Raw genomic sequence first — 21,222 nt, forward strand, 5'->3', positions numbered from 1 at the left:
TCCATGCGCCACGCTTGTTCTCACCAGCCCCAGCAGGTTCAATGCGGTTCCCACGGATGGAGATCCTCCATGCCCCGCATCCTCCCCCTTGCTGCCCTGCTGGCCGCCGCATTGGCCAGCACATACGCCACCGCTTCGATCACGGTGGCGCCGCAGAAGCCGTCAATCACCGCCGATGTGATGCACATGGCCTATGCCACGCGCTGGGATGAGGCCATCCAGCAGTCACGCAGTGGCAACACGCTGGGCGCGCTGATCGCGATGGAACGGCTGATGGAAGATCCGATGCTGGATGACTTCGATGCCGAACATCGCGGCCGCGCCGCGCAGGTGGCCGGCTGGACCGCGATGGTGCAGAAGAAGCCGGACCAGGCCCGCCGCTACCTGCAGCGCGCACAGGAAGCACTGCCGGACGACGCGCAGATCCTGCTGACCCTGGTCTCGGTGGAACTGTCCGAGAACCAACCGGCACCTGCCACGAAGCACCTGGTGCAGGCGCTGAAGCATGCCGAGGCGCCGTTGCCGGTGGACCACCACGCGATCAACTACCTGCAGTTCCGCCTGCGGGACCAGCCCCAGCAGCGCATGGAACTGCTGCAGGCGCTGTTCGACAACGGCTGGAAGAGCGGCGGCCTGGAACCCACCGGACTGTGGCTGGCACTGGCAACACTGCAGGCCGACAATGGCCGGGGCGACGACATCCCGGCCACGTTGGCGCGCATCACCGGCCCCGCCGAGATCATCCGCCTGCGCAGTGACAAGCGGTTTGATCGCTATGTCGACCGCGACGATGCCCGCTTCGACCCAGTGCAGGCTGCACAGAAGCACCTCGACGAACTGCGGGTTTCCGGCCTGCTCGACCGGGCGCTGGACGCACGCATGGCCGAGTTCAGCAGCACGCTGCTGATGCTGGACCGCAACGAGGAGGTGCTTGCGCTGACCGATGGCATGGCCGGTGCGGCGGCCGAAGGTGAGTCGCCCTCGGCGACGGAAGCCGAATGGGTGGCGTGGCTGCTCAACAGCCGGCTTATGGCGCTGCGCCGGTTGGGCCGTAACGATGATGCGCTGTCCACAGCCAGGCTGGCCGCACGCATCGGTGCGCTGGGCCCGGATGGTGCCGAGCACCAGTTCAACGTCGGGTTCTTGCTCAGTTCGCTGGGCCGCATTCAGGACGCTGCTGTCGCGGTGAATGACATGCCGGGCCTGGCCGGTTACGGCAAGGCGGCCCAGGCACTGCTGCAGTTCGTTGCCGCCCGTGAACGTGGCGATGCCAAGACCGAACAGGCCGCGCGCGCAGCCATCCTGGCCCAGGGCGATGACGCGCGCCTGTTCCAGCGCGAGATGCTGCTGGAGGAAGGCAATCTGGACGCGGCCGCTGCGGTGCTGATCGAACAGCTGCGCTCACCGGTTGAGCGCGGCGAGGCACTGGCCTCCCTGCAGGACATGCGCACCTATCCGTCGCTGCCCGGCGACGTGAAGATCGATGCCGCCTGGCGTGTGCTGAAGCAGCGTGCCGACGTGCAGGCCGAGGTGGCACGCGTCGGCCGCATCGAGCGCTACAACCTGGTCAGCACGTCCACCTCGCGCTGAGCCGATTTCCTGTGGAGCCGAGCGTGGGCTCGGCACTACACCTCCCGCCTAGCGGGCTGGCACTTCGGTGCGGATGCCCATCGCTTCGCGGTAGCGCGCGTACAGCGCCATCACCTTGTCCACATAGGCCAGGGTTTCGGCGTAGGGCGGCACGCCCTTGTAGCGGGTGACTGCACCGATGCCCGCGTTGTAGGCAGCCGCCGCCAACGGGCGATCGCCGTTGTAACGGCGCAGCAGCGCGCGCATGTACCGCGCGCCGCCCTCGATCGACTGCTGCGGCGAAAACGGATCGCGCACGCCATATTCCTGTGCGGTCTCCGGCATCAACTGCATCACGCCCTGTGCGCCCTTGCTGGACACCGCCAGCGGATCGAAATTGCTTTCGGCATGGGCGATTGCGCGCAGCCAGGCATCGTCGACGCCCGTGGCCTTGGCCGCGGCCTTGAACTGCCTGGCGTGCTGCGCCAGCTGCGGCTTGCCCACCTTGCCCAGGCCTTCGTGGGCAGGCTCGCCCGGCGGCGTGGCCACGGTGAACTTCAGGAATACCCGCGAGCCGGGCAGGTTGCGGGTGGAGTAGACCAGCACGCCATCCTGCTCGCGCTCGTACAGTACGCCGCTGAACACGCCCATGTTGCCCCACAGGTTCGGGGCCTGGATGGCGTTGTCGTCGATTTCCTTCGGGCTACAGCGCGAACCCGGTTCCGGCGCGGTGGCCAGGCTGACGGTGTTGCCCTGCACACAGCGGTAGACGGTGCGTGCGGCGGCCAGCCCGGGCCACAGGCTGGGCAGCAGCAACAGCACAAGCAGGAGAGGGCGACGGGACATGGCGGCCGGATCATCCGGCCGCGCCCGCGAATGTTGGGTGAATGGGGGTCGGCAGGGCTGCACCCTGCACTTGCGCCGGCGCCCGCAGCGGTAGAGTCGACTGTCAGTCGACTATCGCGCGCAGCGCGGGGTTTTCCGAAAGCCCATGGAAGAGCAGTCGACTAACAGTCGACTCTACCGATTTCCGACGTTCTCGATTTCCGGCGTTGCCGAAACCCCGCATTCCCGGTCATTTCACCGTTCTGAGACGCACCCGGTACCCCACGCCCAGCAGCACGAACCACACCGGGCTGGCGATCAGCGCCTGGCGGGTGTCAGCCTGCAGGCTCAGCAGCACCAGCACCGCGGCGAAGAACACCAGGCAGGCCCAGCACATGGCGACGCCGCCGGGCATCTTGAAGATCGACGCAGCGTGGCGTTCCGGGTAGCGGCGGCGATAGGCCATGTAGGCCACCAGGATCAGCGACCACACGAAGATGAACAGCACCGTCGCCAGCGTCGTCACCAGGGTGAAAGCAGTCACCAGGTTCGGAATCAGGTAGATCAGCAGCGTGCCACCCAGCAGGCACAGGCACGAGAACAGCAGGCCACGGGCAGGCACGGCAGCGCGCGACAACTTCGACAGCCCCCGCGGTGCGTGGCCTTCCTCGGCAAGGCCGTACAGCATGCGACTGGTGGAGAAGATGCCGCTGTTGGCCGAGGACGTGGCCGAAGTCAGCACCACGAAGTTGATCAGGCTGGCGGCGGCAGGAATGCCGGCCAGCACGAACAGCTGCACGAACGGGCTCTTGTCCGGCACCACCTGGCGCCACGGGGTGACGGCCATGATCGCAATCAGCGCCAGCACGTAGAAGATGATGATGCGTACCGGAATCGAGTTGATCGCCTTGGGCAGGTTGCGCTCGGGGTCGGCGGTCTCGGCGGCGGTGGTGCCGACCAGCTCGATGCCGACGAAGGCGAACACCGCAATCTGGAAACCGGCGAAGAAGCCGACCAGGCCCATCGGGAACAGGCCGCCGTCATTCCACAGGTTCGACAGCGACGCGGTGTGGCCACTGGGCGAGGTGAAGCCCCAGGCCACCAGCCCGGCGCCGGTGATGATCAGCGCACAGATCGCCACGATCTTGATCAGCGCAAACCAGAACTCCATCTCGCCGAACAGCTTCACGGTCACCAGGTTCAGTGCCAGCAACAGCAGCACGCAGGCCAGCGCCGGTATCCACGCATCCAGCCCGGGGAACCAGAACTGCGCATAGGCGGCAATGGCGATCACATCGGCGATGGCGGTCACGATCCAGCAGAACCAGTATGTCCATCCACAGAAGAACCCGGCCCATGGGCCGAGCAGATCCGTGGAGAAATCGATGAAGGACTTGTACTGCAGATTCGACAGCAGCAGCTCGCCCATCGCGCGCATCACGAAGAACAGCATCGCGCCGATGATCAGGTAGACGAAGACGATGGAGGGTCCGGCCAGGCTGATGGTCTTGCCCGAGCCCATGAACAGGCCGGTGCCGATGGCACCGCCGATGGCGATCAGTTGCAGGTGGCGGTTGGAAAGGCTGCGGCGCAGGTGCTCGGGGGGCGTTGCGGGCTCGGTCATGGGCGCGGGCAAGAGGGCGGCGAAGCGTTCGACGGTAGTCCTCCAGCGCCCGGAGCGCCAGCATCGGACGGATCAATCACGTCAAACTTGGCCGCTTTCATCACAATGTGACCGAATACCGGATTGATCCCATTCCGCCCGGCCCTGCGCCATGCTCAGATAGCCGTTCCTGCCCAAGGATCGGCCCGCCCATGTGCCCTGCCCTGCCCACCCCGCTGGAGCCCCGGCCATGAGCCGGCTGCGCGTGATCATCGGTGGCACGGCGCTGGCGATTCTGGCCGCAGCCGTGCCGATCGCGGTGATGGCCTATGCCACCTGGGACCGGGCCGTCAATGTCGAGCAGCAGCGCCTGCGCGATATCGCCGGTCGTACCCTGCGCCGCGCCGACCAGTCCTACCGGGAAGCACTGGCGGCGCTGCAGTCGGCCGAGGCCGGCGCCCAGGACGCCTGCGGGCCGGACCATATCCGGCGCATGCAGACGCTGGTGATGACCTCGCCGTCGGTTGACCAGATGGGCTACTTCGAGGGTGGCAAGCTGCGCTGCACGTCGTGGGGGCCGTTTCTGTCCGACGTGAACCAGCCCAGGGCCGACCACGTCACCAGTGATGGCGCCGGCATTGCCGTGGATGTGCGCCCCGAGGCAAGCGGACGGCGCCAGGTGCTGTCGATCCTGTATGGCAACTACGACGTCCTGGTCGATCCGCGCCGGTTTGTCGATGTCATCGCCGACCCGAACGTGCGCCTTGCCCTGGCCAGCCCGGATGGCCGCCTCCTGGCCAGGCAGAGCGGCATGGATCCCGCGTTGCTGGAGACCCTGCTGCGTGCGCCCGAGGAAGGCCTGGACCACAACACCCTGTACGCCACCGCCCGCAATGAAGAGTGGCTGGCGATCGCAACCACGCCGCGTACCGCGCTGGCTGCAACCTTCCGCCAGCAGGCGTGGCTGTTCGTGCCGATCGGCGTTCTGCTGGCCGCTGCCGGTGCCGGCCTGGTGGTGTGGCTGTCGCGTCGCCGCCTGTCCCTGCGCGGCGAACTGGCCACGGCGATCCGCCGCCGCGAGCTGTACCTGCACTACCAGCCGATCATCGAGCTGGATACCGGCATCTGCGTCGGCGCCGAGGCCCTGGTGCGCTGGCAGCGCCCGGATGGCACGCAGGTACGGCCGGACCTGTTCATTCCGCTGGCCGAAGAGGCCGGCATGATCGGCGCGATCACCGATCTGGTGATTGAGAACGTCGTGCGCGACATGCGCGATCTGTTGGTCGCCGACCGCAGCGCACACATCGCGATCAACCTGGCCGCCGAAGACATCAGCAGCGGCCGTGCGCTGAAGATGATCTCCAAGCACATGACCGGCAGCGGCATCCTGCCGCAGCAGATCTGGATGGAAGCCACCGAGCGCGGCTTCCTCGATCTGGACCGCGCCCGCACGATGCTGGCGCAGGCACGTCGCGCCGGCCACAGCGTGGCCATCGATGATTTCGGAGTCGGCTTCTCCAGCCTGCAGTACCTGGAGCAGCTGCCGCTGGACGCGCTGAAGATCGACAAGTCGTTCATCGATGCGATCGACACCGAGAGCGCGACGAGCCCGGTGACGCCGCACATCATCGACATGGCCAAGGAGCTGGGCCTGTGGGTGGTGGCCGAGGGCGTGGAGACCGAGGCGCAGTTGGCATATCTGCATGCGCGCAAGGTCGAGTTCGCGCAGGGCTGGCTGTTCTCGCGGCCGCTGCCACGGGACGAGTTCGTGGTGTTCCACCACAAGCGGCAGCAGCGCTATGGCGCGGCGCGGGAGCACATGCAGAATCCGCGCAGTGTGCCGATCGAGCGTGAGGGCGTGGAGTAAGGCGGCGAACGGCGGAGCCCCTCGTGGTCGCGCCCGGTGAATCCATCAGTTGGGGCCGGGTGGATGGGTCGCGCAGGAGGCGCTGCGCTCGGTAGATCCACGCCATGCGTGGATGGCGGGGACCACGGTAGTGCGGGCCGCTGGCCGGCACCGCGCCATCACTGACTCGCCGCCTACGCCCAGGCCTTCGGCCGTGCCAGCAACCACGCCACGCTCACCGCCAGCAGCAGCAACGGCAGCCATCCCAACTGGTTCGGGCCGCCCGCCTGCAGCAGCACACCCCCTGCAACGCCACCGGCAGCAATGGCCAGGTTCCAGCCGGTCACCAGCATCGACTGCGCCAGATCTGCGGCGGCACCGGCACGCCGTGCCAATGCGGTCTGGAACAACGTAGGCACCGCGCCGAAGGCCACGCCCCACAGCATGGTCGCCAGCAGCAGCGCGGTCGCTTCGCCCGGCCACAGCAGCAGCGCGAGCACCGGCACGATGAAGCCGATCACGGCCGCCCACACCAGCGTGCGCAGGTGGCGATCCACACCCCAGCCAGCGATACCGATACCGGCAATGGCCGCCAGCCCGAAGGCCAGCAGCAGGCGGTCCAGCCACGGGCCGGCCCCCGCCTCCACCGCCAGCGGTTCGATGTAGGTGTAGAGCACGTTGTGCGCCAGCACGTACAGCACCATTACCGCCAGCGCGCTGCGCACGCCGGGCATGCGCCACACCGTCGCCAGCGAGGTGCGCCGGCCGGCTGCCGCCGCCGGCAGCGCGGGCAGAGCCCAGCGTGCGTAGGCAAGCAGCACCACGGCCAGCACGCTCATCAGGGCGAATGCCCAGCGCCAGCCGAGCTGCTGCCCCAGCAACGTGCCCGCCGGTACGCCCAGCGACAGCGCCAACGGCGATCCGACCATCGCCACCGCAATTGCCCGGCCCTGCAGCGAGGGCACCACCATGCGCGCCGCATAGCCGGCCACCAGCGACCACAACAGGCCACCACTCACCCCGGCCAGGAAACGTGCGGCCAGGATCAGTGGATAGCTGCTGCTCACTGCGGTCAGCGTATTGACCACCACGAAGCCGGCAATGGCGGCCAGCAACAAGGCGCGTCGCGGCAGGCGCTGGGTCAACGCAGTCATCGGCAATGCGGCCATCACCGAGCCCAGTGCGTACACGCTGACGAGCTGGCCCACCGCCGCATCGCTCACGCCCAGGCCTTCGCCCATCGGCCGCAGGACGCCCGCCGGCAGGGTCTCGGTCAGCAGGGTGATGAAACCGCCGCCGGCCAGCGCCAGCAGCCCCGTCCACGGCAGGCGCGTGGCTTCACCGGCCGGGCCAGCCGCATCGATGGCATGGCCGCTCATCGGGCGGCCTCCAGATCGGCGTAGACCGCATCACGCAGCTCATCGACGAAGGCGCCATCCATGCCTTCGTACAGGGTGTTGGTCAGCGCCACCACGCTGAGCCCACGCGCAGGATCGACAAACCAGCTGTGCCCGTAGGCGCCGCCCCAACGCCATGTGCCTGCGCTCTGCGGCGTACCGCTGGCGGCCGCATCGCGCAGCACCGCAAAGCCAAGGCCGAAGCCCCAGCCGGCCGGTTCCGGCGGCCCCTGTTCGCCCACCTGCGGGCTGGCCATCTCCGCTGCCAGTGCCGGCGGCAACAGGCCTGAACGCTGCACATCACGCAAGGCCTCCAGCACCGCCATCACTTCATCGGCGCTGCCGACCAGGCCTGCCCCGGCCGAAGGGAAACGGCTGGCATCGGTGGCGCGCGCGAGGCTGTACTCGATACCGACAGTACCCTCGAACGGAGCGACCACCTCGCCTTCGCGCAGGCGGTGCGGCTGCGGTGTGTCGCTCACATAGGGCGTGGCCAGCCGTGCCGCGTTGCGCGCAGCGAAGGCGGTGTCACGCAGGCCCAGGGGTGCGGCCAGCAAGCGCTCGAACAGTGCCTGCAGGCATTCACCGGTCGCTGCTTCAGCCACGGCACCGGCAACGTCCACGCCCAGCGAGTACAGCCAGTGGCTGCCCGGCGCGAACAGCAGCGGTGCCTGCGCGATGCGGCGCACGTTCTCGGCCAGCGAGAGCGGGTTCGCGTCCAGGCCATCGCTGACCCCGGCGCGCGCATAGGGGCCGTCCACATCGGCTTCGAGGAAGCGGTAGCCCAGCCCGCTGCTGTGGCTGAGCAGCTGGCGCAGGCTGATCGGCGGCGCAGTGCCATCGGCCAACGCCGGGCGGAAATCCGGCAGCCAGCGCTGTACCGATGTGTCCAGGTCGAGCACACCCTCGGCCACCAGGCGCAGGATCACCGTGCTCAGCAGCGGCTTGCTCACCGACGCCAGCCGGAACAGCTGGTCGCGCTGCATCGGCGTGACCGATTCACGATCGGCCAGCCCGGTCGCGCTGGCATGGCGCAGTACGCCGTGCTCGCGCACCAGCACCACCGCGCCGACCAGGCGCTGCGGGTGGACCTGCTTCAGCAGCCGCTCCACTGAAGGCAGCGTCGGCGCAGGGGCAAGGGAAGGAACAGCATTCATCGCGATGGTCCGTGGGGAGAGGCCCGCCACGTTAGGCAGCGGGTGGCCGCGCAAAAAGCCGGTTGCCGCTCCGGGCATCATGGACCGTCCAGTCCGCAATCGGCATGATTGCCGGAGCTGCATGGCCGCAACCGTCCCCACGCCACCGCGCATCACAGTGTTGCGATGGCGGTGCCGCCCGCTACGTTCACGCAACCTACCCTGCCGCTTTCATTGCCCGCACGCCCATGTCAGTCCTGGACAACCTCGCCAACCTGCAGACCTTCGTGCACGCGGCCGACACCCGCAGCTTCGTCGAGACCGGACGCCTGCAGGGTATTTCCGCCTCGGCAGCGGGCAAGTGCGTGGCACGGCTGGAGCACGCGCTGGGCGTACGGCTGTTCCATCGCAGCACGCGCAGCATCACCCTCACCGCCGAGGGCCAGCTGTTCCTGGCGCGCTGCCGGCGCATCCTGGACGAGCGCGATGCCGCGCGCACCGAGCTGGCACAACCGCACGCCTCGCCCCGTGGCACCCTGCGCATCAGCCTGCCCCTGGTTGGCGACCTCACCCTGCCGTTGATGGCCGAATTCATGGCGGCGTACCCGGATATCCGCCTGGACCTGGACTTCAGTGACCGCCTGGTTGATGTCATCGAGGAGGGCTTCGATGCGGTGCTGCGCGTCGGCGAACCCAGCGACTCACGCATGAACGCACGGCGCCTGGGTGTGTTCCCGCGCCGCGTCGTTGCCTCGTCGGGCTACCTGCAGCGCTGCGGCGTTCCGCGCACGCCGGCAGGCTTGATGCAGCACACGCTGCTGCACTATCGCTTCCCCACCACCGGCAAGCTGGAACCGTGGCCGATCCACTGGCCCGACGATGAAACGCCGCAGGAGCTTCCGGTGCACATGGTGGCCAACACCATCGAAGCGCGGGTGGCGCTCGCACTGCGCGATATCGGCCTGGCCTTCGTGCCGGTGCACTCGGTGCGCGATGCCCTGGCCGACGGCCGCCTGGTCACGGTGCTGGACGAACACGTGCATTCCTGCGGCACCTTCCATCTGCTGTGGCCGTCGGGCCGACACGTACTGCCGAAGCTGCGGGTGTTCATCGACTTCGTCAACGACCGCCTGGGTACCGTGCCGTAGATCCACGCCATGCGTGGATGCGTCTCGCGGCGAAAGGAAGCCGAGCATCGGCTCGGCTCTACAGAACCGCCCGACCATCGGTAGCGCCGGGCCATGCCCGGCGGCCGCACACCTGACCATTCAGCCACTGCCGCTATACTGACCGCTCATTCCTCCCAGAGGCTCGCGACCAATGCGCCATTGATGCCGCCGTCTTCCCACCAGACGGCCTGACTCTTCCCGCCCCCTGCGCGCAGGGGAGAACCCGGCATCCATGGAGGTCGCATGACCCCGCATTCCCTCACGCTCGATCGCGTGTCGTATCGATTGGCCGACGGCCGCCTGCTGTTTTCCGATCTGACGTTTTCCTTCGAACCGGTTGCTACCGGCCTGGTCGGTGCCAATGGCGCCGGCAAGAGTGTGCTGGCACGCCTGCTGGCTGGCCGGCTGCTGCCCGACAGCGGCCAGGTACGCGGCAGTGGCCGGGTGTTCCTGTTGCCGACGCCCGGTTATCCACCCGTCGGCACGGTTGGTGAACTGGCCGGCGTCGGCGCGGAACTGGCCGCGTTGCAACGCATCGAGGCCGGCAGCGTGGATGAGGCCGACTTCGCCTGCATCGGCGACCGCTGGGATCTGCGCGAATGCCTGCAGCAGCAATGGCAGATGCTCGGGCTGCCCGATGACCTCGACCCCGCCCAGCCTGCCGCGCGTCTCAGCGGTGGCCAGGCGATGCAGGTGGCGCTGTCCGGTGCCTGGGCCAGCGGTGCCGATTGGCTGATCCTGGACGAACCCAGCAACCACCTGGATGCACGCCATCGCCAACAGCTGTACGAGCAGTTGCAGCAGTGGCGCGGTGGCCTGCTGGCGGTCAGTCATGATCGCGAGCTGCTTGGGCACATGCAGCAGATCGTCGAGGTCGATGGGCGCGGGCTGCATCGTTACGGCGGACCGTGGCAGCACTACGCCGATGCGCGCGCCGCCGAGCGCGAAGCTGCCGCCGCCCAGCTCGACCATGCGCGCGCCCAGCACCGGCAGCAGCAACGCAGCGCGCGCGAACAGCACGAACGGCAACAACAACGCCAGGCGCGTGGCAATCGCGATGCGAAGCAGGCCAACCAGGCCCCCATCCTTCTCGGCCGGCAGAAGCAGCGCGCCGAGGCCAGCCACGGCCGCGCGCAGCTGGTACAGGCCGAACGCCTGCAGGCCAGCGCAGAGCAGCTGCGCGCAGCGGCATCGGCGGTGCATGTGGCGCCAGAGCTGGCGCTGTTTGCCGTCGCAGGCGAACGTGGCAGCACGCGTCTGCTGCAGGCCGAATCCCTGGTGCTGCCGCATGGCTGCAGTGCGCCGTTGCAGCTGGAGATCCGCCGCGGGCAACGCATCGCCGTGATCGGCGACAACGGTGCTGGAAAATCCACTCTGCTGCGCGTGCTGGCCGGCCAGTTGCCTGCGCGCAGCGGCATCGTGCAACGGCATGCGCCCCTGGCCCTGCTCGACCAGCAGCTGCTGGGGCTGTCCGGCGAGCGCAGCATCCTCGACACCGTGCAGGCCGCCAACCCGCGCGCGGCCCCCGGCGAACTGCGCACGCGGCTGGCCCTGCTCGGGCTGGATGCACAGCGCATCCAGCGGGCGGCCCACAGCCTCAGCGATGGCGAACGGGTGAAAGGCGCGCTGGCCAGCGTGCTGTATGCCGATCCCGCACCGCAGCTGTTGCTGCTGGACGAGCCGGGCAATGCGCTGGATCTGAGCGCATTGCAGGCGTTGGAAGAATTGCTTGCGGCGTGGCCGGGCGCACTGGTGATGGTCAGCCACGACCGGTACCTGCTGCAGGCATTGCGACCGACGCGGGTACTGCGAGTCACCTCCGACGCCTGGCAATGGCGCGATGCGTTGTAGATCCACGCCATGCGTGGGTTCGATTCTGTAGAGCCGAGCCCACGCTCGGCTGACGCATCACGCATGGCGTGGAACCACTGCAATTGCAGCCGAGCGTGGGCTCGGCTCTACAAGGCGGGCAAAGACCGGTTGAACCACCATCCACGCATGGCGTGAATCTACTGGAGCCGTTCGCTCACCGCTTCCACACCGGGAACGCCTGCGGCAACTGCTGCCACAGCAACGGCCCCGCACGCAGTTCCTGATCGTTGAGCAGGCACGCGTCCAGCTCCGCTCGCACCGCGCGCTCATCCATGTGCACGCCGATCACCACCAGCTCCTGGCGGCGATCCCCCCACAACGGATGCCACAGGCGCTGCATCGCCGAATGCGCGGCCGCATCCGGGAAGTCCTCCGGCCCCGGCAACGGTGCGCTCCAGCAATCGGCCTGCTGCCGCGCCCAGCCGAGGTCGCTGTACGGCAGCGGCGTGGGCGGCAGCAATGGCGCGGTGTCCTCCAGCCCAGCGCGCACGCGATCACGCGCGGCGTACCAGAACCCCGCCGCCTGCGTGCGCGTCGCTGCGCCCACGGTGTTCAGTTCGCCCACCCAGTCCATGCGGTTGGCCAGCCAGAACCAGCCCTTGCTGCGGATCACGCCAGGCATGCCCGACTGCAGCGCGCGGGCGAAGCGGGCGGGATGGAACGGTCGCCGCGAGCGGTAGACGAAGCTGCCGATGCCGTACTCTTCGGTCTCCGGCGTATGCTCGCCACGCAGTTCCTTCACCCAGCCCGGCGCACGTTGCGCACGCTCGTAGTCGAAGCGGCCGGTGTCCAGCAGCTCGGCCAGTGGCACGTCACCGAAGCGGGACAGCAGCAGCTTCGCGTCGCGGTTCAGGCCGCGCAGCACGGCCAGCGTGTCCTGCAGCAAGTCATCTTCCGTCTGATCGACCTTGCTGACCACGATCACATCGGCGAACTCGACCTGCTCACACAGCAGGTCGACCACGCCGCGATCATCATCCGGCCCGGCCTGCTGGCCACGCTCGGCCAGGCGCAACGTCGAGCCGAAGTCGGCGAGGAACGCGCTGCCATCCACCACCGTCACCATCGTGTCCAGGCGCGCGATGTCGCTCAGGCTGAAGCCATGCTCGTCGCGTACGGCGAAGGTGGCTGCCACCGGCATCGGCTCGCCGATGCCGGTCGACTCGATCAGCAGGTAGTCGTAGCGGCCGGCGTCGGCCAGGCGCCGGCATTCCTGCAGCAGGTCATCGCGCAGCGTGCAGCAGATGCAGCCATTGCTGAATTCCACCAGCGTCTCCTCGGTGCGGCGCAGTTCGGCGCCGCCCTCGCGTACCAGCTGCGCATCGATGTTGACCTCGCTCATGTCGTTGACGATGACCGCCACACGCAGGCCCGCGCGGTTGCGCAGGATCTGGTTGAGCAGGGTGGTCTTGCCGGCCCCGAGGAAGCCGGACAGCACGGTGACCGGAAGGCGACGGTCGGCGCGGGAAACAGTGTTCATGTCGGAGCGGGGTTGGCTGCGGAACGGAAATGTTACTGTATAACATCTGTCGCGCAAGGAGCCTCCCCCGATGAAGTCGCCGTCTGCCGCCCTGCTCGATGCCGGCGCTGTCGCCCTGTCCAGCCTGTGCCTGCTGCACTGCCTGGCGCTGCCGCTGCTGGCCGCCGCGTTGCCGCTGTTCGGCGCGTGGGCCGAGGCGGAATGGGTGCACTTGCTGTTCGTGGCCATCGCCCTGCCGCTGACCGGCTACGCGCTGTGGCGGGCCGAGCGTCGCCGTCGCCTCCCCGTGCTGGCCTGGGCCACCGCCGGCGCCGGGCTCGGCCTGCTGCTGGCCGGCGCGCTTGCGCTGCCCTCGCACGACTGGGAAACACCGATGACGGTCACCGGCAGCCTGCTGCTGGCCGCCACGCACATCTGGAACGCGCGGCACCGCCACGGGGGGTAGAGTCGACTGTTAGTCGACTATCGCGCGAAGCGCGGGGTCTTTCGTTGGTTGTACGAAGAGCAGTCGACTGACAGTCGACTCTACCGCCCCTCGGCCTATTTGCCGTAGCGGCGCAGCAGCTCGACCAGCACCTCGGCCTCGGCCGCCCGCTGCTGCGGGTCTTCGGCGCCCACCACGTGTTCCTGCAGGTGCTCGTGCAGCAGCTCCATCAGCAGGCTGTGGGCGGCACCGCGCACGGCGGCGACCTGCACCAGCACGTCCGCGCAGTCGCCGGCCTTACCCTCGGGCTGGTCCAGCGCCTGCTCCAACGCCGCCACCTGGCCCGCGATGCGGCGCACCCGGGTCAGCAGCTGCTTACGATTTTTGTGTACGTGCGCCATGGCGGGATCATATACCCTATGGGGGTATCCACTCCAGCTCCCGCCCCCATGCACTTGGACGCCCTCGCCGCCGCCCGTCGCCACGAACACCGCTTCGACGACGGCAACCCGCTGGCCGAACGCAATACCCGCCGCGCCCTGTGGCTCACCGTCAGCATGATGGTCCTGGAGATCGTCGGCGGCTGGTGGTTCAACTCCATGGCCGTGCTCGCCGACGGCTGGCACATGAGTTCGCATGCGCTGGCGCTCGGGCTCTCGGTGTTTGCGTACCGCTGCGCACGCCGCTACGCGCACGACCCGCGCTTCGCCTTCGGCACCTGGAAGATCGAGATTCTGGCCGGCTATACCAGCGCCATCGCTCTGCTCGGCGTGGCCGCGCTGATGGCCGTGCAGTCGCTGGAGCGGCTGTGGGTACCGGCGCCGATCCACTACAACGAAGCCATCGCCATCGCTGCGGTAGGCCTGGGCGTGAACCTGCTCTGTGCATGGTGGCTGCACGACAGCCCGGGCCACGCGCATCACCACCACGGGCATGACCATGGCCATCATCACGGGCATGACCACGAACACCACGATCACGGCCATGCGCACAGTCACGACCTCAACCTGCGCTCGGCCTATGTGCACGTGCTGGCCGACGCCGCCACCTCGGTGCTGGCCATCATCGCCCTGCTCGGCGGCAAGCTGCTGGGCCTGACCTGGCTGGACCCGGTGATGGGCCTGGTCGGCGCCGTGCTGGTCACGGTGTGGGCGGTGGGCCTGCTGCGCGACAGCGGCCGCATCCTGCTCGACGCGCAGATGGACGCTCCGGTGGTGGCCGAAGTACGCGAAGTGATCGAACAGGGCCCGTGGCCGGCGCGCCTGGCCGACCTGCACGTCTGGCAGGTGGGTCGCGGCAAGTACGCGGTCAGCGCCAGCGTGGTCACCAGCGACGCCACGCTGGATGCCGATACCCTGCGCAACGCGCTGGCGATCCATGAGGAGCTGGTGCATGTCACCGTGGAGATCCACCGCAGCACCTGACCTGCATCCGGTAGTACCGGCCGCTGGCCGGCAACTCCATGAACGCCGCATGCGACCTGCAGGTGCCGGCCAGCGGCCGGCACTACCGCTAGAGCTTCAGCATCATCCGCAGCAGGTACATCAGCAGCGGCAGCGCACTCAGCACCGCACCACCGATGCCGATCCACGGCCAACGCTCACCGCGCACGCGCGAAGCCACCGCCAGGCCGCCACCCACCAGCGCCGCGCCCAGCACGCCCACGCCCAATCCCGCAGCCATGCCATTGCCGCCTGCGGCTGCCGCCGCCTGCGCCGCCAATGTGCCGGCCCCCCAACCCACAGCGATCCCCAGCCAACTGGCCATGCCGCACCACGGTGCCTTGCCCTGCGCCATCCGAAAACCCCTTTGTTCTTGCCGAATTTCTGTACGGGCGACGCCCGAGTGCCGCCTACACTAGCCGCACCTGCCCTGTAGGGACATCCCATGCGCATGCTCCGCCTGCTGCTGCCCGGTGCCGTCCTGCTGCTCACCGCCTGCAGTGGCGATGCCGGGCTTCCTTTCAGCGCCGATCCGTTGCAGGGCTGCTTCGCCACCGGCGCGCGCAAACCGGCCGACTTCCGCATCGACAGGGAAGGCGGCCAGTACTTCGTCTCCTTCAGCCGCGGCGACCAGTGGCAACGCGAGCCGAATGCCCTGCACAAGGCCACCCGCAGCGAGATCAGCCGCTACTTCCGCGATGACGCCGAGCAGATCGACAGCGCGTTGATCCGCATGGCGGGCGGCTTCGGCATCTTCCACTTCAACAAGGACGCGACGTTGAACGGCAAGGCCAGCGATAGTGACTACATGGCGTTGATGCTGATCGGTGCTGGGCCGGTGTATGCGGTGAAGTGCGATTGAGCGATGGATCAACATTCAAACTAGTAAGAAAAGTTTGAAATCTGGTCAAGTACGGTGCGGGTCACAATCTGAAAACTGAACATTGTTGAGCCTAGTGTCTCCGCAACCGAAGAACGGAGACTCGCAGATGAGTAATCGCACACTGATCCTGTGTCTGGCAATCGCCACGGCCTCGCCTGCATTCGCAGAAACACCATTGAGTGTCGACAGAACGGAGCTCAGCGCCAAAGGAGAGATCATCATTGTTCGCCGTACAACTTGGCCAGACTTCGATGGAGGGCAGATTCAAGTTGATCAGCATCTGAAGCCTGATGGATTTGGACGACTGATCTATCGATACAGCGACCAGTCGGAGGCGACTAAGCTCTACCACCAAGCTTTCTGCGCTTCCATGGATATGGAACCATCTCAAGGGGAGGGGACGATTGAAGGGCCGGCAGCAGGCTGGGCATGCACTCGTGAAAACACCCCAGGGAATCCAACCTCAAAATGGAGTTCGAAGAGTATTGACTGGGTTACGGCAACTGCGCCGAATGGACGTGTTCCTGTGGGCGTGTCCTATTATTCAACAGGCCAGATGAATGCAGAGAGCTCCGTTGCCGGAGCCCGAACAGCTAAGATTGGTATTGACAACGGCAGATGCTATTTTAGCGATACACGTCATTATTCATCCCCCTTCTATCTCAGCGAGGGAATTGGCGTCGTCTGCACCATAATGGAGTCACGATTCGTGAGCACCTCGCTGGACGTGTGCATACCAAGGCAATGCGCATCCAATCGCGGAACTCAGTTCGCTCAGTAGGCAACTGATCTTAGGCGGCCTTCAGCCTTTCACTGAAGGCCGCGTCGCGGCATCCCGTCATACTGAGATTAGTTGCACATGCCCCATAGACCGTTGTTTTCAACGACCATGGTCATAAATCACTCTTTCAACCCATCATGCGCCCTGCGGTACCATGCCCTCCCCCGAAACGCCCCGGTACCCGCCGTGCCCCATTACTTCGGCCCCCTGCTGACCCGCGACAGCGCTGACACCCTGCGCCGTGCCCATGACAAGGGCGCTGCCGAATGGCAGGGCTCGCTCGACCTCGGCCGCAGCCAGGACAGCGTGGTGCTGGATGCCGACGGCTTCCACTTCCGGGGCCAGCCCTACCCGTGGCCGGGCAAGCTGAAGGACCGCACGCTGTACTACTGGGATGGCGAGGACTTCGCGCCGATCTCGCGCTACAGCGGCTCGCTGATCAAGCTGGTGCCGACCGAATGGGGCGCACCGACCTTCGAGATCGACGGCATCAAGATGCTGCCGACCTCGAAGCTGTCGCCGTTCGAGGATGCACGCCGCAAGGTGGAGCTGGTCGCCCCGGCCGGCAAGGTCATCCTCGATACCTGCGGTGGCCTGGGCTACTTCGCCGCCTGCGCGCTGGAGGCCGGTGTCGGCCAGATCCGTTCATTCGAGAAGAACGCCGATGTGATGTGGCTGCGCACGCTCAACCCGTGGTCGCCGGATCCAGACTCGGCTGCCGCCGGTGGTCGCCTGCAGTTCAGCCACGGTGACGTCTCGCAGCAGATCGAACTGGTGGCCAGCAACAGTGTCGACGCAATCCTGCACGACCCACCGCGCTTCGGCATCGCCGGCGAGCTGTACTCCCAGGTGTTCTATGACCACCTCGCCCGCGTCATCCGCAAGGGCGGCCGCCTGTTCCATTACACCGGCGCGCCGAACAAGCTGACCAGCGGCCGCGACGTGCCGCGTGAAGTGGCCAAGCGCCTGGAAAAGGCGGGTTTCAAGGCCGAACTGGCGCTGGACGGCGTGCTGGCCGTCAAGCGCTGAGCGTCACTCCGAGTCGACCTTGGCCAGCTTCATCACCCACGCCGGCACCTCGGGTTCGCCGGCGTAGAAGTCCTTCGGCTTGTTCTACGCCATCGCCCAGCGGTGCAGCCAGCTCGGGCCATAGCGGCCGTTGTAGCCCTCGGCACCCCGCGCGTAGGCCGGGTCACGCATCGCCTCGTCCAATGAAATGAAGCGATAGCCGCGACGCTTCGTGGCCGCGACCAGTTCGGCAAAGGTCGCCGCGTTGAGCTCATTGGCGTGCATCAGCCACACCTGCGGCAGCGCGTACCCCAGTAGCGCCTGCGACTGCTTCTCGTAATAGTCCAGCTTGTTCAGCATGTACGGCACGTAGCCCTTGCGCAGCTGCGCCAGCGTCGCCGCGCGCGCGGGCGAATCCGCCTGCTCGTTCATCACGTTGGCATAGGCGAACGCCCACACCCACTCGCCGTTGTCCACCGTCACCGGCGCCACGCGGTAGCCAAGCTGCTTGAAGAACACGTCCATTTCCGCGCGGTCTTCCGGCGTGCGCCCCGCACGCAGATAGGGGTGACGCATCCACTGCGGCTTCAGCCCGCGCTCGGCCAGCAACGGCCGCAGCACCGTCTCGCCACGCAGGAAATCCCGCTGGAACGCAGGCACGCCCTTGGCGTTCAGGTCCATGTGCGAGTAGGTGTGGTTGCCCAGCATGTAGCCGGCGTCCAGCCAGTCGCGCAGCATCTGCACCCGCGCCGGCTGCATCTGCCCGTCGATCTCAAGCTTGTTCTCGTTGACGAAGCCGACCACTGGCACGTCTGCCTCGCGCAGCTGGTCCATCAGCGCTTCATGCCGCGCCTGCAGGTCCGGCGGAACGATCTCATCCACCCGCGCCCAGGGCAGGTCGTCGATGGTCACCGCAATCCGGCGATCTACTTCAGCGGCGTGTACCGCCAACGAACAGAGCAGTAGCGGTACAGCGCGAAGCAACCAACGCATCAGCACTTCCTTGCAGGGGCGAAGTAGGGACTTTAGCGTGATTGAGAACGCCTGGTCGGGCATGCAGCTGCTATGGGCTGGGCGACTGCACCTCCCGCTCGCGCACGATCGCCCGCCACAACATGAATCCTGCAGCCATCGCCATCAGCATCACTGCGACCAGCACCAGGGCCAGATCATCGGGATTCCGCAGCAGCGGGGCATGCTCGTGGGTGAGGATCTCGAACACCACCTCCTGCGCCTGTGCCAGCGGCAAACTGCCCTGTTCCCCCAGTTCCATCAGGCAGGTTGTCGGCGCCAGCTTGGCCACACTGGTCCATGCCATGTCGTACAGATGCAATGCCCGCACCGCCAGCACCAGCAACGCGCCATGCAGCATCATCAAGACCCGGTTGGCCCGCCGCAGCCGTCCGGACAACCGCCCCAGCCGATAGACGCTGATCGACATCGCGCCCAGCAGCGCCAGCACCACGCCCGCCATCGGAATCCACTGCAACGGTTGCCACGGTGCAAGCGCAGTGGATCGCGCCAGCAGCTGTTCGGCCACCTGTATGCGTGCGGCCGCGTCGGGCCCACCGCATGCGTCGTCCACCGGCTCCAGCAGCAGTCCCACACGGTAGTGGAAGAAGCCGGCTGCAAGGCCTACCGCCAGCAACGCCACCACCTGCAGCGCCAGCAGGATCGGGCCGGGACCACAGATGCGACAGAAGCGGGCAGCGGCAGAGACCATCGGTTCATCCATGACAACAAAGGACCATCCTAACCAAGCATCCTGTGCCTGTCGGCTGGCGTATACGACAACCACCGCGTGGTCCCGGTAGGATGTAGACGAGCATGGATGGTCGTCTGTAGAGGTGTTGTGGATGGTCACGCTGTATCTGTGGGTGCGAACCCTGCTCCCGCTGCTGGCGTTCGTGATCGCGTGGATGCTGCTCTCGCGCCTGATCCAGGCCCGCGTGGCGCGCCTTCCGCGCGTTCCCTTGAACCTGCCTGAGCACAGCAGCAGCCCGCGCAGGAAGGACCGGCGCATTTACGCGCGCAAGCTGCGGCGCAAACCGGGGCTGCGCAACGCGACTCGACCGGCCACCGCGCCGCGCAGCTGGATCCTGGCGGCGGTATTCGTTTCGCTGTGCGTATTGATCGCCGCCGTGCTGGCCGTACCAGATGGCGCGCGCTTCCAGGTCATGGTCGAGAGCCTCACCGGCTACCCAGCCACGATTGCTGAAGTACATGTTCCCGCTGCCGGTCAGCCCCTCGTGCTGCAGGCGTGGCAGCCCGCACTGGCGCAGCTGTCACGGCCGGTAACAATGCGCTACCCGATCGGGCGCACCGGCGGCCAGCAGGACGCGCACGCCACGCTTCCGGTACAAGTGAGGCATCAGGGAGATCGGCTGCAGGTAGCTACGGCCATGTCGGTGGATGCCGAGCTGCTGCGTGCGGAGCTTGCACGCCTGGCTGGGGTACCAGTTGAGGCCGTCACCGTCCGCCAGAACAAGATCGCGCCCTGGCTGGAACCCGGCTGGAAGCCGCTGGCCAAGCTGTAGAGCCGAGCCCACGCTCGGCTGCTTTTGCCGTAGCTCCACGCATGCGTGAATGGATTCAGAGCGGAGTCGAGCATTACTCAACTCTACAGATCACGATCCGCGCGGCAGCTTGGCGGCCCACATGTTGTCCACCAGATTCGGGTAACGCCGGCCGTTCTCTTCCGCCCGCTGCCGCGCCGCCTCCTTCTGTGCAGGCGACAGCGGCTGCGAGGTCTGGCCCTTGGGGTTGGGCTTCTTCCACGGTGGCATCTTCGGTTCGCGCATGGCCGCAGCTTACCGCTTCAGGAAGTTCAGCAGGGCAAGATTGAAGTGGTCGGCATGGCTGGTATTGCAGCCGTGCGGCGCGCCTTCAAGGATCACCACTTCGCTGCCCGCAATGGCCCGGTGCGTGCGCTGGCCAGAGCCTTCAAACGGAACGATGGCATCGCTGTCACCGTGCAGGATCAGGGTGGGCACTGTGATCTTCTTCAGATCATCGCGGAAGTCCGTGGTGGCAAACGCTTTCATGCAGCCCAGCGCTGCCGTCTGGTCGGACTGATGACACAGCGCAATCGCCGCCTGGCGCGCTTCCTCGGTGACCACCAGCTTGCCGTTGGCGCTGAAGAAATCGCGGGTGAAGCCGTCGAAGAACGCTTCGCGATCCTTCTCCAGACCACTGCGCATTTCGTCAGCCTTGTCCTGGGCCAGCGGGCCTTCCGGATTGTCATTACTGCGCAGCAGGTACGGCGGCACGGCGGCAGCAAACACCACGCTGTGCAGGCGCTCCTGCCCGTGGTTGGCCACATAGCGCGCCACCTCACCGCCGCCCATCGAGAAGCCGACCAGGGTGACGTCGCACAGGTCACGTTCCTCGATCAACCCCGCCAGGTCCGCCGCCAGCGTGTCGTAGTCATAACCTTCGGCCGGCTTGTCGGAGCGGCCGAAGCCGCGCCGGTCGTAGCTGATCACCCGGTGTTGGGCGTCGCGCAGGATCGCCACCTGCGTCTTCCAGGCATCGGCGGAAAGCGGCCAGCCGTGGATCAGGATGACCGGGCGGCCGTCGCCCCCGGTGTCTTCAACGTGCAGGCGAATGCGGGAAGCAGGCATGGGCGCTCCTGTGGAAAGGGAGGCGTTCAGGCTAGTGGCCGTGCCCTGTGGCGGCCGTGAGGGAATCCCGGCCGCTCATGACATCGCCTGCACAGCCAGAGCCCCGACGCTGGCGCCGGGCCGCCAATGCGGGCGTTCACTCCGTGGAAGGGCCGTTTCGTCGG

At 67.0% G+C, this 21,222-nt stretch carries 20 protein-coding genes and 1 pseudogene; 10 read left to right on the forward strand and 11 right to left on the reverse strand.

Annotated features, from left to right (window positions below):
• Positions 1 to 69 precede the first annotated feature (69 nt).
• Complete coding sequence (locus AC5P7R_RS16745) at positions 70 to 1,590, forward strand: tetratricopeptide repeat protein (RefSeq protein WP_495214075.1); 1,521 nt, start codon at positions 70 to 72, stop codon at positions 1,588 to 1,590.
• Between the two features lie 48 nt (positions 1,591 to 1,638).
• Here AC5P7R_RS16745 and AC5P7R_RS16750 read toward each other — a convergent pair whose 3' ends face one another.
• Positions 1,639 to 2,415, reverse strand: a complete 777-nt coding sequence (locus AC5P7R_RS16750) for a lytic transglycosylase domain-containing protein (protein WP_227853685.1) — start codon at positions 2,413 to 2,415, stop codon at positions 1,639 to 1,641.
• 229 nt (positions 2,416 to 2,644) lie between these two features.
• Positions 2,645 to 4,018, reverse strand: coding sequence for a D-serine/D-alanine/glycine transporter (gene cycA / locus AC5P7R_RS16755; RefSeq protein WP_021204435.1), 1,374 nt, complete (start codon positions 4,016 to 4,018; stop codon positions 2,645 to 2,647).
• A 229-nt stretch (positions 4,019 to 4,247) separates the two neighbouring features.
• Here cycA and AC5P7R_RS16760 point away from each other — a divergent pair, with 229 nt between their 5' ends.
• The gene (locus AC5P7R_RS16760; RefSeq protein ID WP_227853686.1) at positions 4,248 to 5,864 is read left to right on the forward strand and encodes an EAL domain-containing protein; all 1,617 of its coding nucleotides are present in this window, start codon (positions 4,248 to 4,250) and stop codon (positions 5,862 to 5,864) included.
• A gap of 173 nt (positions 5,865 to 6,037) precedes the next feature.
• Here AC5P7R_RS16760 and AC5P7R_RS16765 read toward each other — a convergent pair whose 3' ends face one another.
• Positions 6,038 to 7,222: an MFS transporter gene (locus AC5P7R_RS16765; protein ID WP_227853687.1), complete on the reverse strand. Its 1,185-nt coding sequence runs from the start codon at positions 7,220 to 7,222 to the stop codon at positions 6,038 to 6,040.
• On the reverse strand, positions 7,219 to 8,397 hold the full coding sequence (locus AC5P7R_RS16770; protein WP_227853688.1) for a serine hydrolase domain-containing protein: 1,179 nt from the start codon (positions 8,395 to 8,397) through the stop codon (positions 7,219 to 7,221). Before AC5P7R_RS16770 ends, AC5P7R_RS16765 begins: the two co-directional genes overlap by 4 nt.
• 227 nt (positions 8,398 to 8,624) lie before the next feature.
• On the opposite strand from AC5P7R_RS16770, the gene AC5P7R_RS16775 reads away from it, so the two are divergent.
• Both AC5P7R_RS16775 and AC5P7R_RS16780 read left to right on the forward strand, forming a co-directional pair.
• Entirely contained in the window at positions 8,625 to 9,524 is a 900-nt protein-coding gene (locus AC5P7R_RS16775) for a LysR family transcriptional regulator (RefSeq protein ID WP_111102282.1), read from the forward strand.
• Between the two features lie 264 nt (positions 9,525 to 9,788).
• A complete protein-coding gene (locus AC5P7R_RS16780) occupies positions 9,789 to 11,396 on the forward strand; it encodes an ATP-binding cassette domain-containing protein (RefSeq protein WP_227853689.1) in 1,608 nt (535 codons plus the stop codon).
• A 175-nt stretch (positions 11,397 to 11,571) separates the two neighbouring features.
• Here the strand turns inward: AC5P7R_RS16780 and AC5P7R_RS16785 are convergent, their stop codons facing one another.
• Positions 11,572 to 12,897, reverse strand: coding sequence for a GTP-binding protein (locus tag AC5P7R_RS16785; RefSeq protein ID WP_227853690.1), 1,326 nt, complete (start codon positions 12,895 to 12,897; stop codon positions 11,572 to 11,574).
• A 70-nt stretch (positions 12,898 to 12,967) separates the two neighbouring features.
• Between AC5P7R_RS16785 and AC5P7R_RS16790 the strand changes: the two genes are divergently transcribed.
• Positions 12,968 to 13,342, forward strand: a complete 375-nt coding sequence (locus AC5P7R_RS16790) for a MerC domain-containing protein (RefSeq protein WP_021204442.1) — start codon at positions 12,968 to 12,970, stop codon at positions 13,340 to 13,342.
• Positions 13,343 to 13,437: 95 nt separating this feature from the next.
• Here AC5P7R_RS16790 and AC5P7R_RS16795 read toward each other — a convergent pair whose 3' ends face one another.
• Positions 13,438 to 13,722, reverse strand: a complete 285-nt coding sequence (locus tag AC5P7R_RS16795; RefSeq protein ID WP_111098371.1) for a metal/formaldehyde-sensitive transcriptional repressor — start codon at positions 13,720 to 13,722, stop codon at positions 13,438 to 13,440.
• 48 nt (positions 13,723 to 13,770) lie between these two features.
• On the opposite strand from AC5P7R_RS16795, the gene dmeF reads away from it, so the two are divergent.
• On the forward strand, positions 13,771 to 14,745 hold the full coding sequence (gene dmeF, locus AC5P7R_RS16800) for a CDF family Co(II)/Ni(II) efflux transporter DmeF (RefSeq protein WP_227844383.1): 975 nt from the start codon (positions 13,771 to 13,773) through the stop codon (positions 14,743 to 14,745).
• Positions 14,746 to 14,833: 88 nt separating this feature from the next.
• Here the strand turns inward: dmeF and AC5P7R_RS16805 are convergent, their stop codons facing one another.
• Positions 14,834 to 15,118: a hypothetical protein gene (locus AC5P7R_RS16805; RefSeq protein ID WP_021204445.1), complete on the reverse strand. Its 285-nt coding sequence runs from the start codon at positions 15,116 to 15,118 to the stop codon at positions 14,834 to 14,836.
• Positions 15,119 to 15,208: 90 nt separating this feature from the next.
• Between AC5P7R_RS16805 and AC5P7R_RS16810 the strand changes: the two genes are divergently transcribed.
• The 3 genes from AC5P7R_RS16810 (at position 15,209) to AC5P7R_RS16820 (ending at position 17,456) form a co-directional block, all read left to right on the forward strand.
• Positions 15,209 to 15,625, forward strand: a complete 417-nt coding sequence (locus AC5P7R_RS16810) for a hypothetical protein (RefSeq protein ID WP_021204446.1) — start codon at positions 15,209 to 15,211, stop codon at positions 15,623 to 15,625.
• A 127-nt stretch (positions 15,626 to 15,752) separates the two neighbouring features.
• On the forward strand, positions 15,753 to 16,427 hold the full coding sequence (locus AC5P7R_RS16815) for a hypothetical protein (protein ID WP_134731146.1): 675 nt from the start codon (positions 15,753 to 15,755) through the stop codon (positions 16,425 to 16,427).
• 186 nt (positions 16,428 to 16,613) lie between these two features.
• The gene (locus AC5P7R_RS16820; RefSeq protein WP_111098374.1) at positions 16,614 to 17,456 is read left to right on the forward strand and encodes a class I SAM-dependent methyltransferase; all 843 of its coding nucleotides are present in this window, start codon (positions 16,614 to 16,616) and stop codon (positions 17,454 to 17,456) included.
• A gap of 3 nt (positions 17,457 to 17,459) precedes the next feature.
• Here AC5P7R_RS16820 and AC5P7R_RS16825 read toward each other — a convergent pair.
• Together AC5P7R_RS16825 and AC5P7R_RS16830 are read right to left on the reverse strand one after the other, a co-directional pair.
• Positions 17,460 to 18,428: pseudogene (locus AC5P7R_RS16825) on the reverse strand (polysaccharide deacetylase family protein).
• Between the two features lie 70 nt (positions 18,429 to 18,498).
• Positions 18,499 to 19,158 (reverse strand): hypothetical protein, encoded by a 660-nt coding sequence (locus AC5P7R_RS16830; RefSeq protein WP_181451832.1) that lies wholly within the window; start codon positions 19,156 to 19,158, stop codon positions 18,499 to 18,501.
• Between the two features lie 133 nt (positions 19,159 to 19,291).
• Between AC5P7R_RS16830 and AC5P7R_RS16835 the strand changes: the two genes are divergently transcribed.
• On the forward strand, positions 19,292 to 19,972 hold the full coding sequence (locus AC5P7R_RS16835) for a hypothetical protein (RefSeq protein WP_494533697.1): 681 nt from the start codon (positions 19,292 to 19,294) through the stop codon (positions 19,970 to 19,972).
• Positions 19,973 to 20,062: 90 nt separating this feature from the next.
• On the opposite strand, the gene AC5P7R_RS16840 is transcribed toward AC5P7R_RS16835, so the two are convergent.
• Together AC5P7R_RS16840 and AC5P7R_RS16845 are read right to left on the reverse strand one after the other, a co-directional pair.
• Positions 20,063 to 20,236 carry a hypothetical protein gene (locus tag AC5P7R_RS16840; RefSeq protein ID WP_021204450.1) on the reverse strand — a complete coding sequence of 58 codons (174 nt, stop codon included), beginning with the start codon at positions 20,234 to 20,236 and terminating at the stop codon, positions 20,063 to 20,065.
• A 9-nt stretch (positions 20,237 to 20,245) separates the two neighbouring features.
• Positions 20,246 to 21,058 carry an alpha/beta fold hydrolase gene (locus AC5P7R_RS16845; RefSeq protein ID WP_495214079.1) on the reverse strand — a complete coding sequence of 271 codons (813 nt, stop codon included), beginning with the start codon at positions 21,056 to 21,058 and terminating at the stop codon, positions 20,246 to 20,248.
• Between the last annotated feature and the right edge of the window lie 164 nt (positions 21,059 to 21,222).

This window comes from Stenotrophomonas sp. YJH_SMC_27 (genome assembly GCF_059369815.1).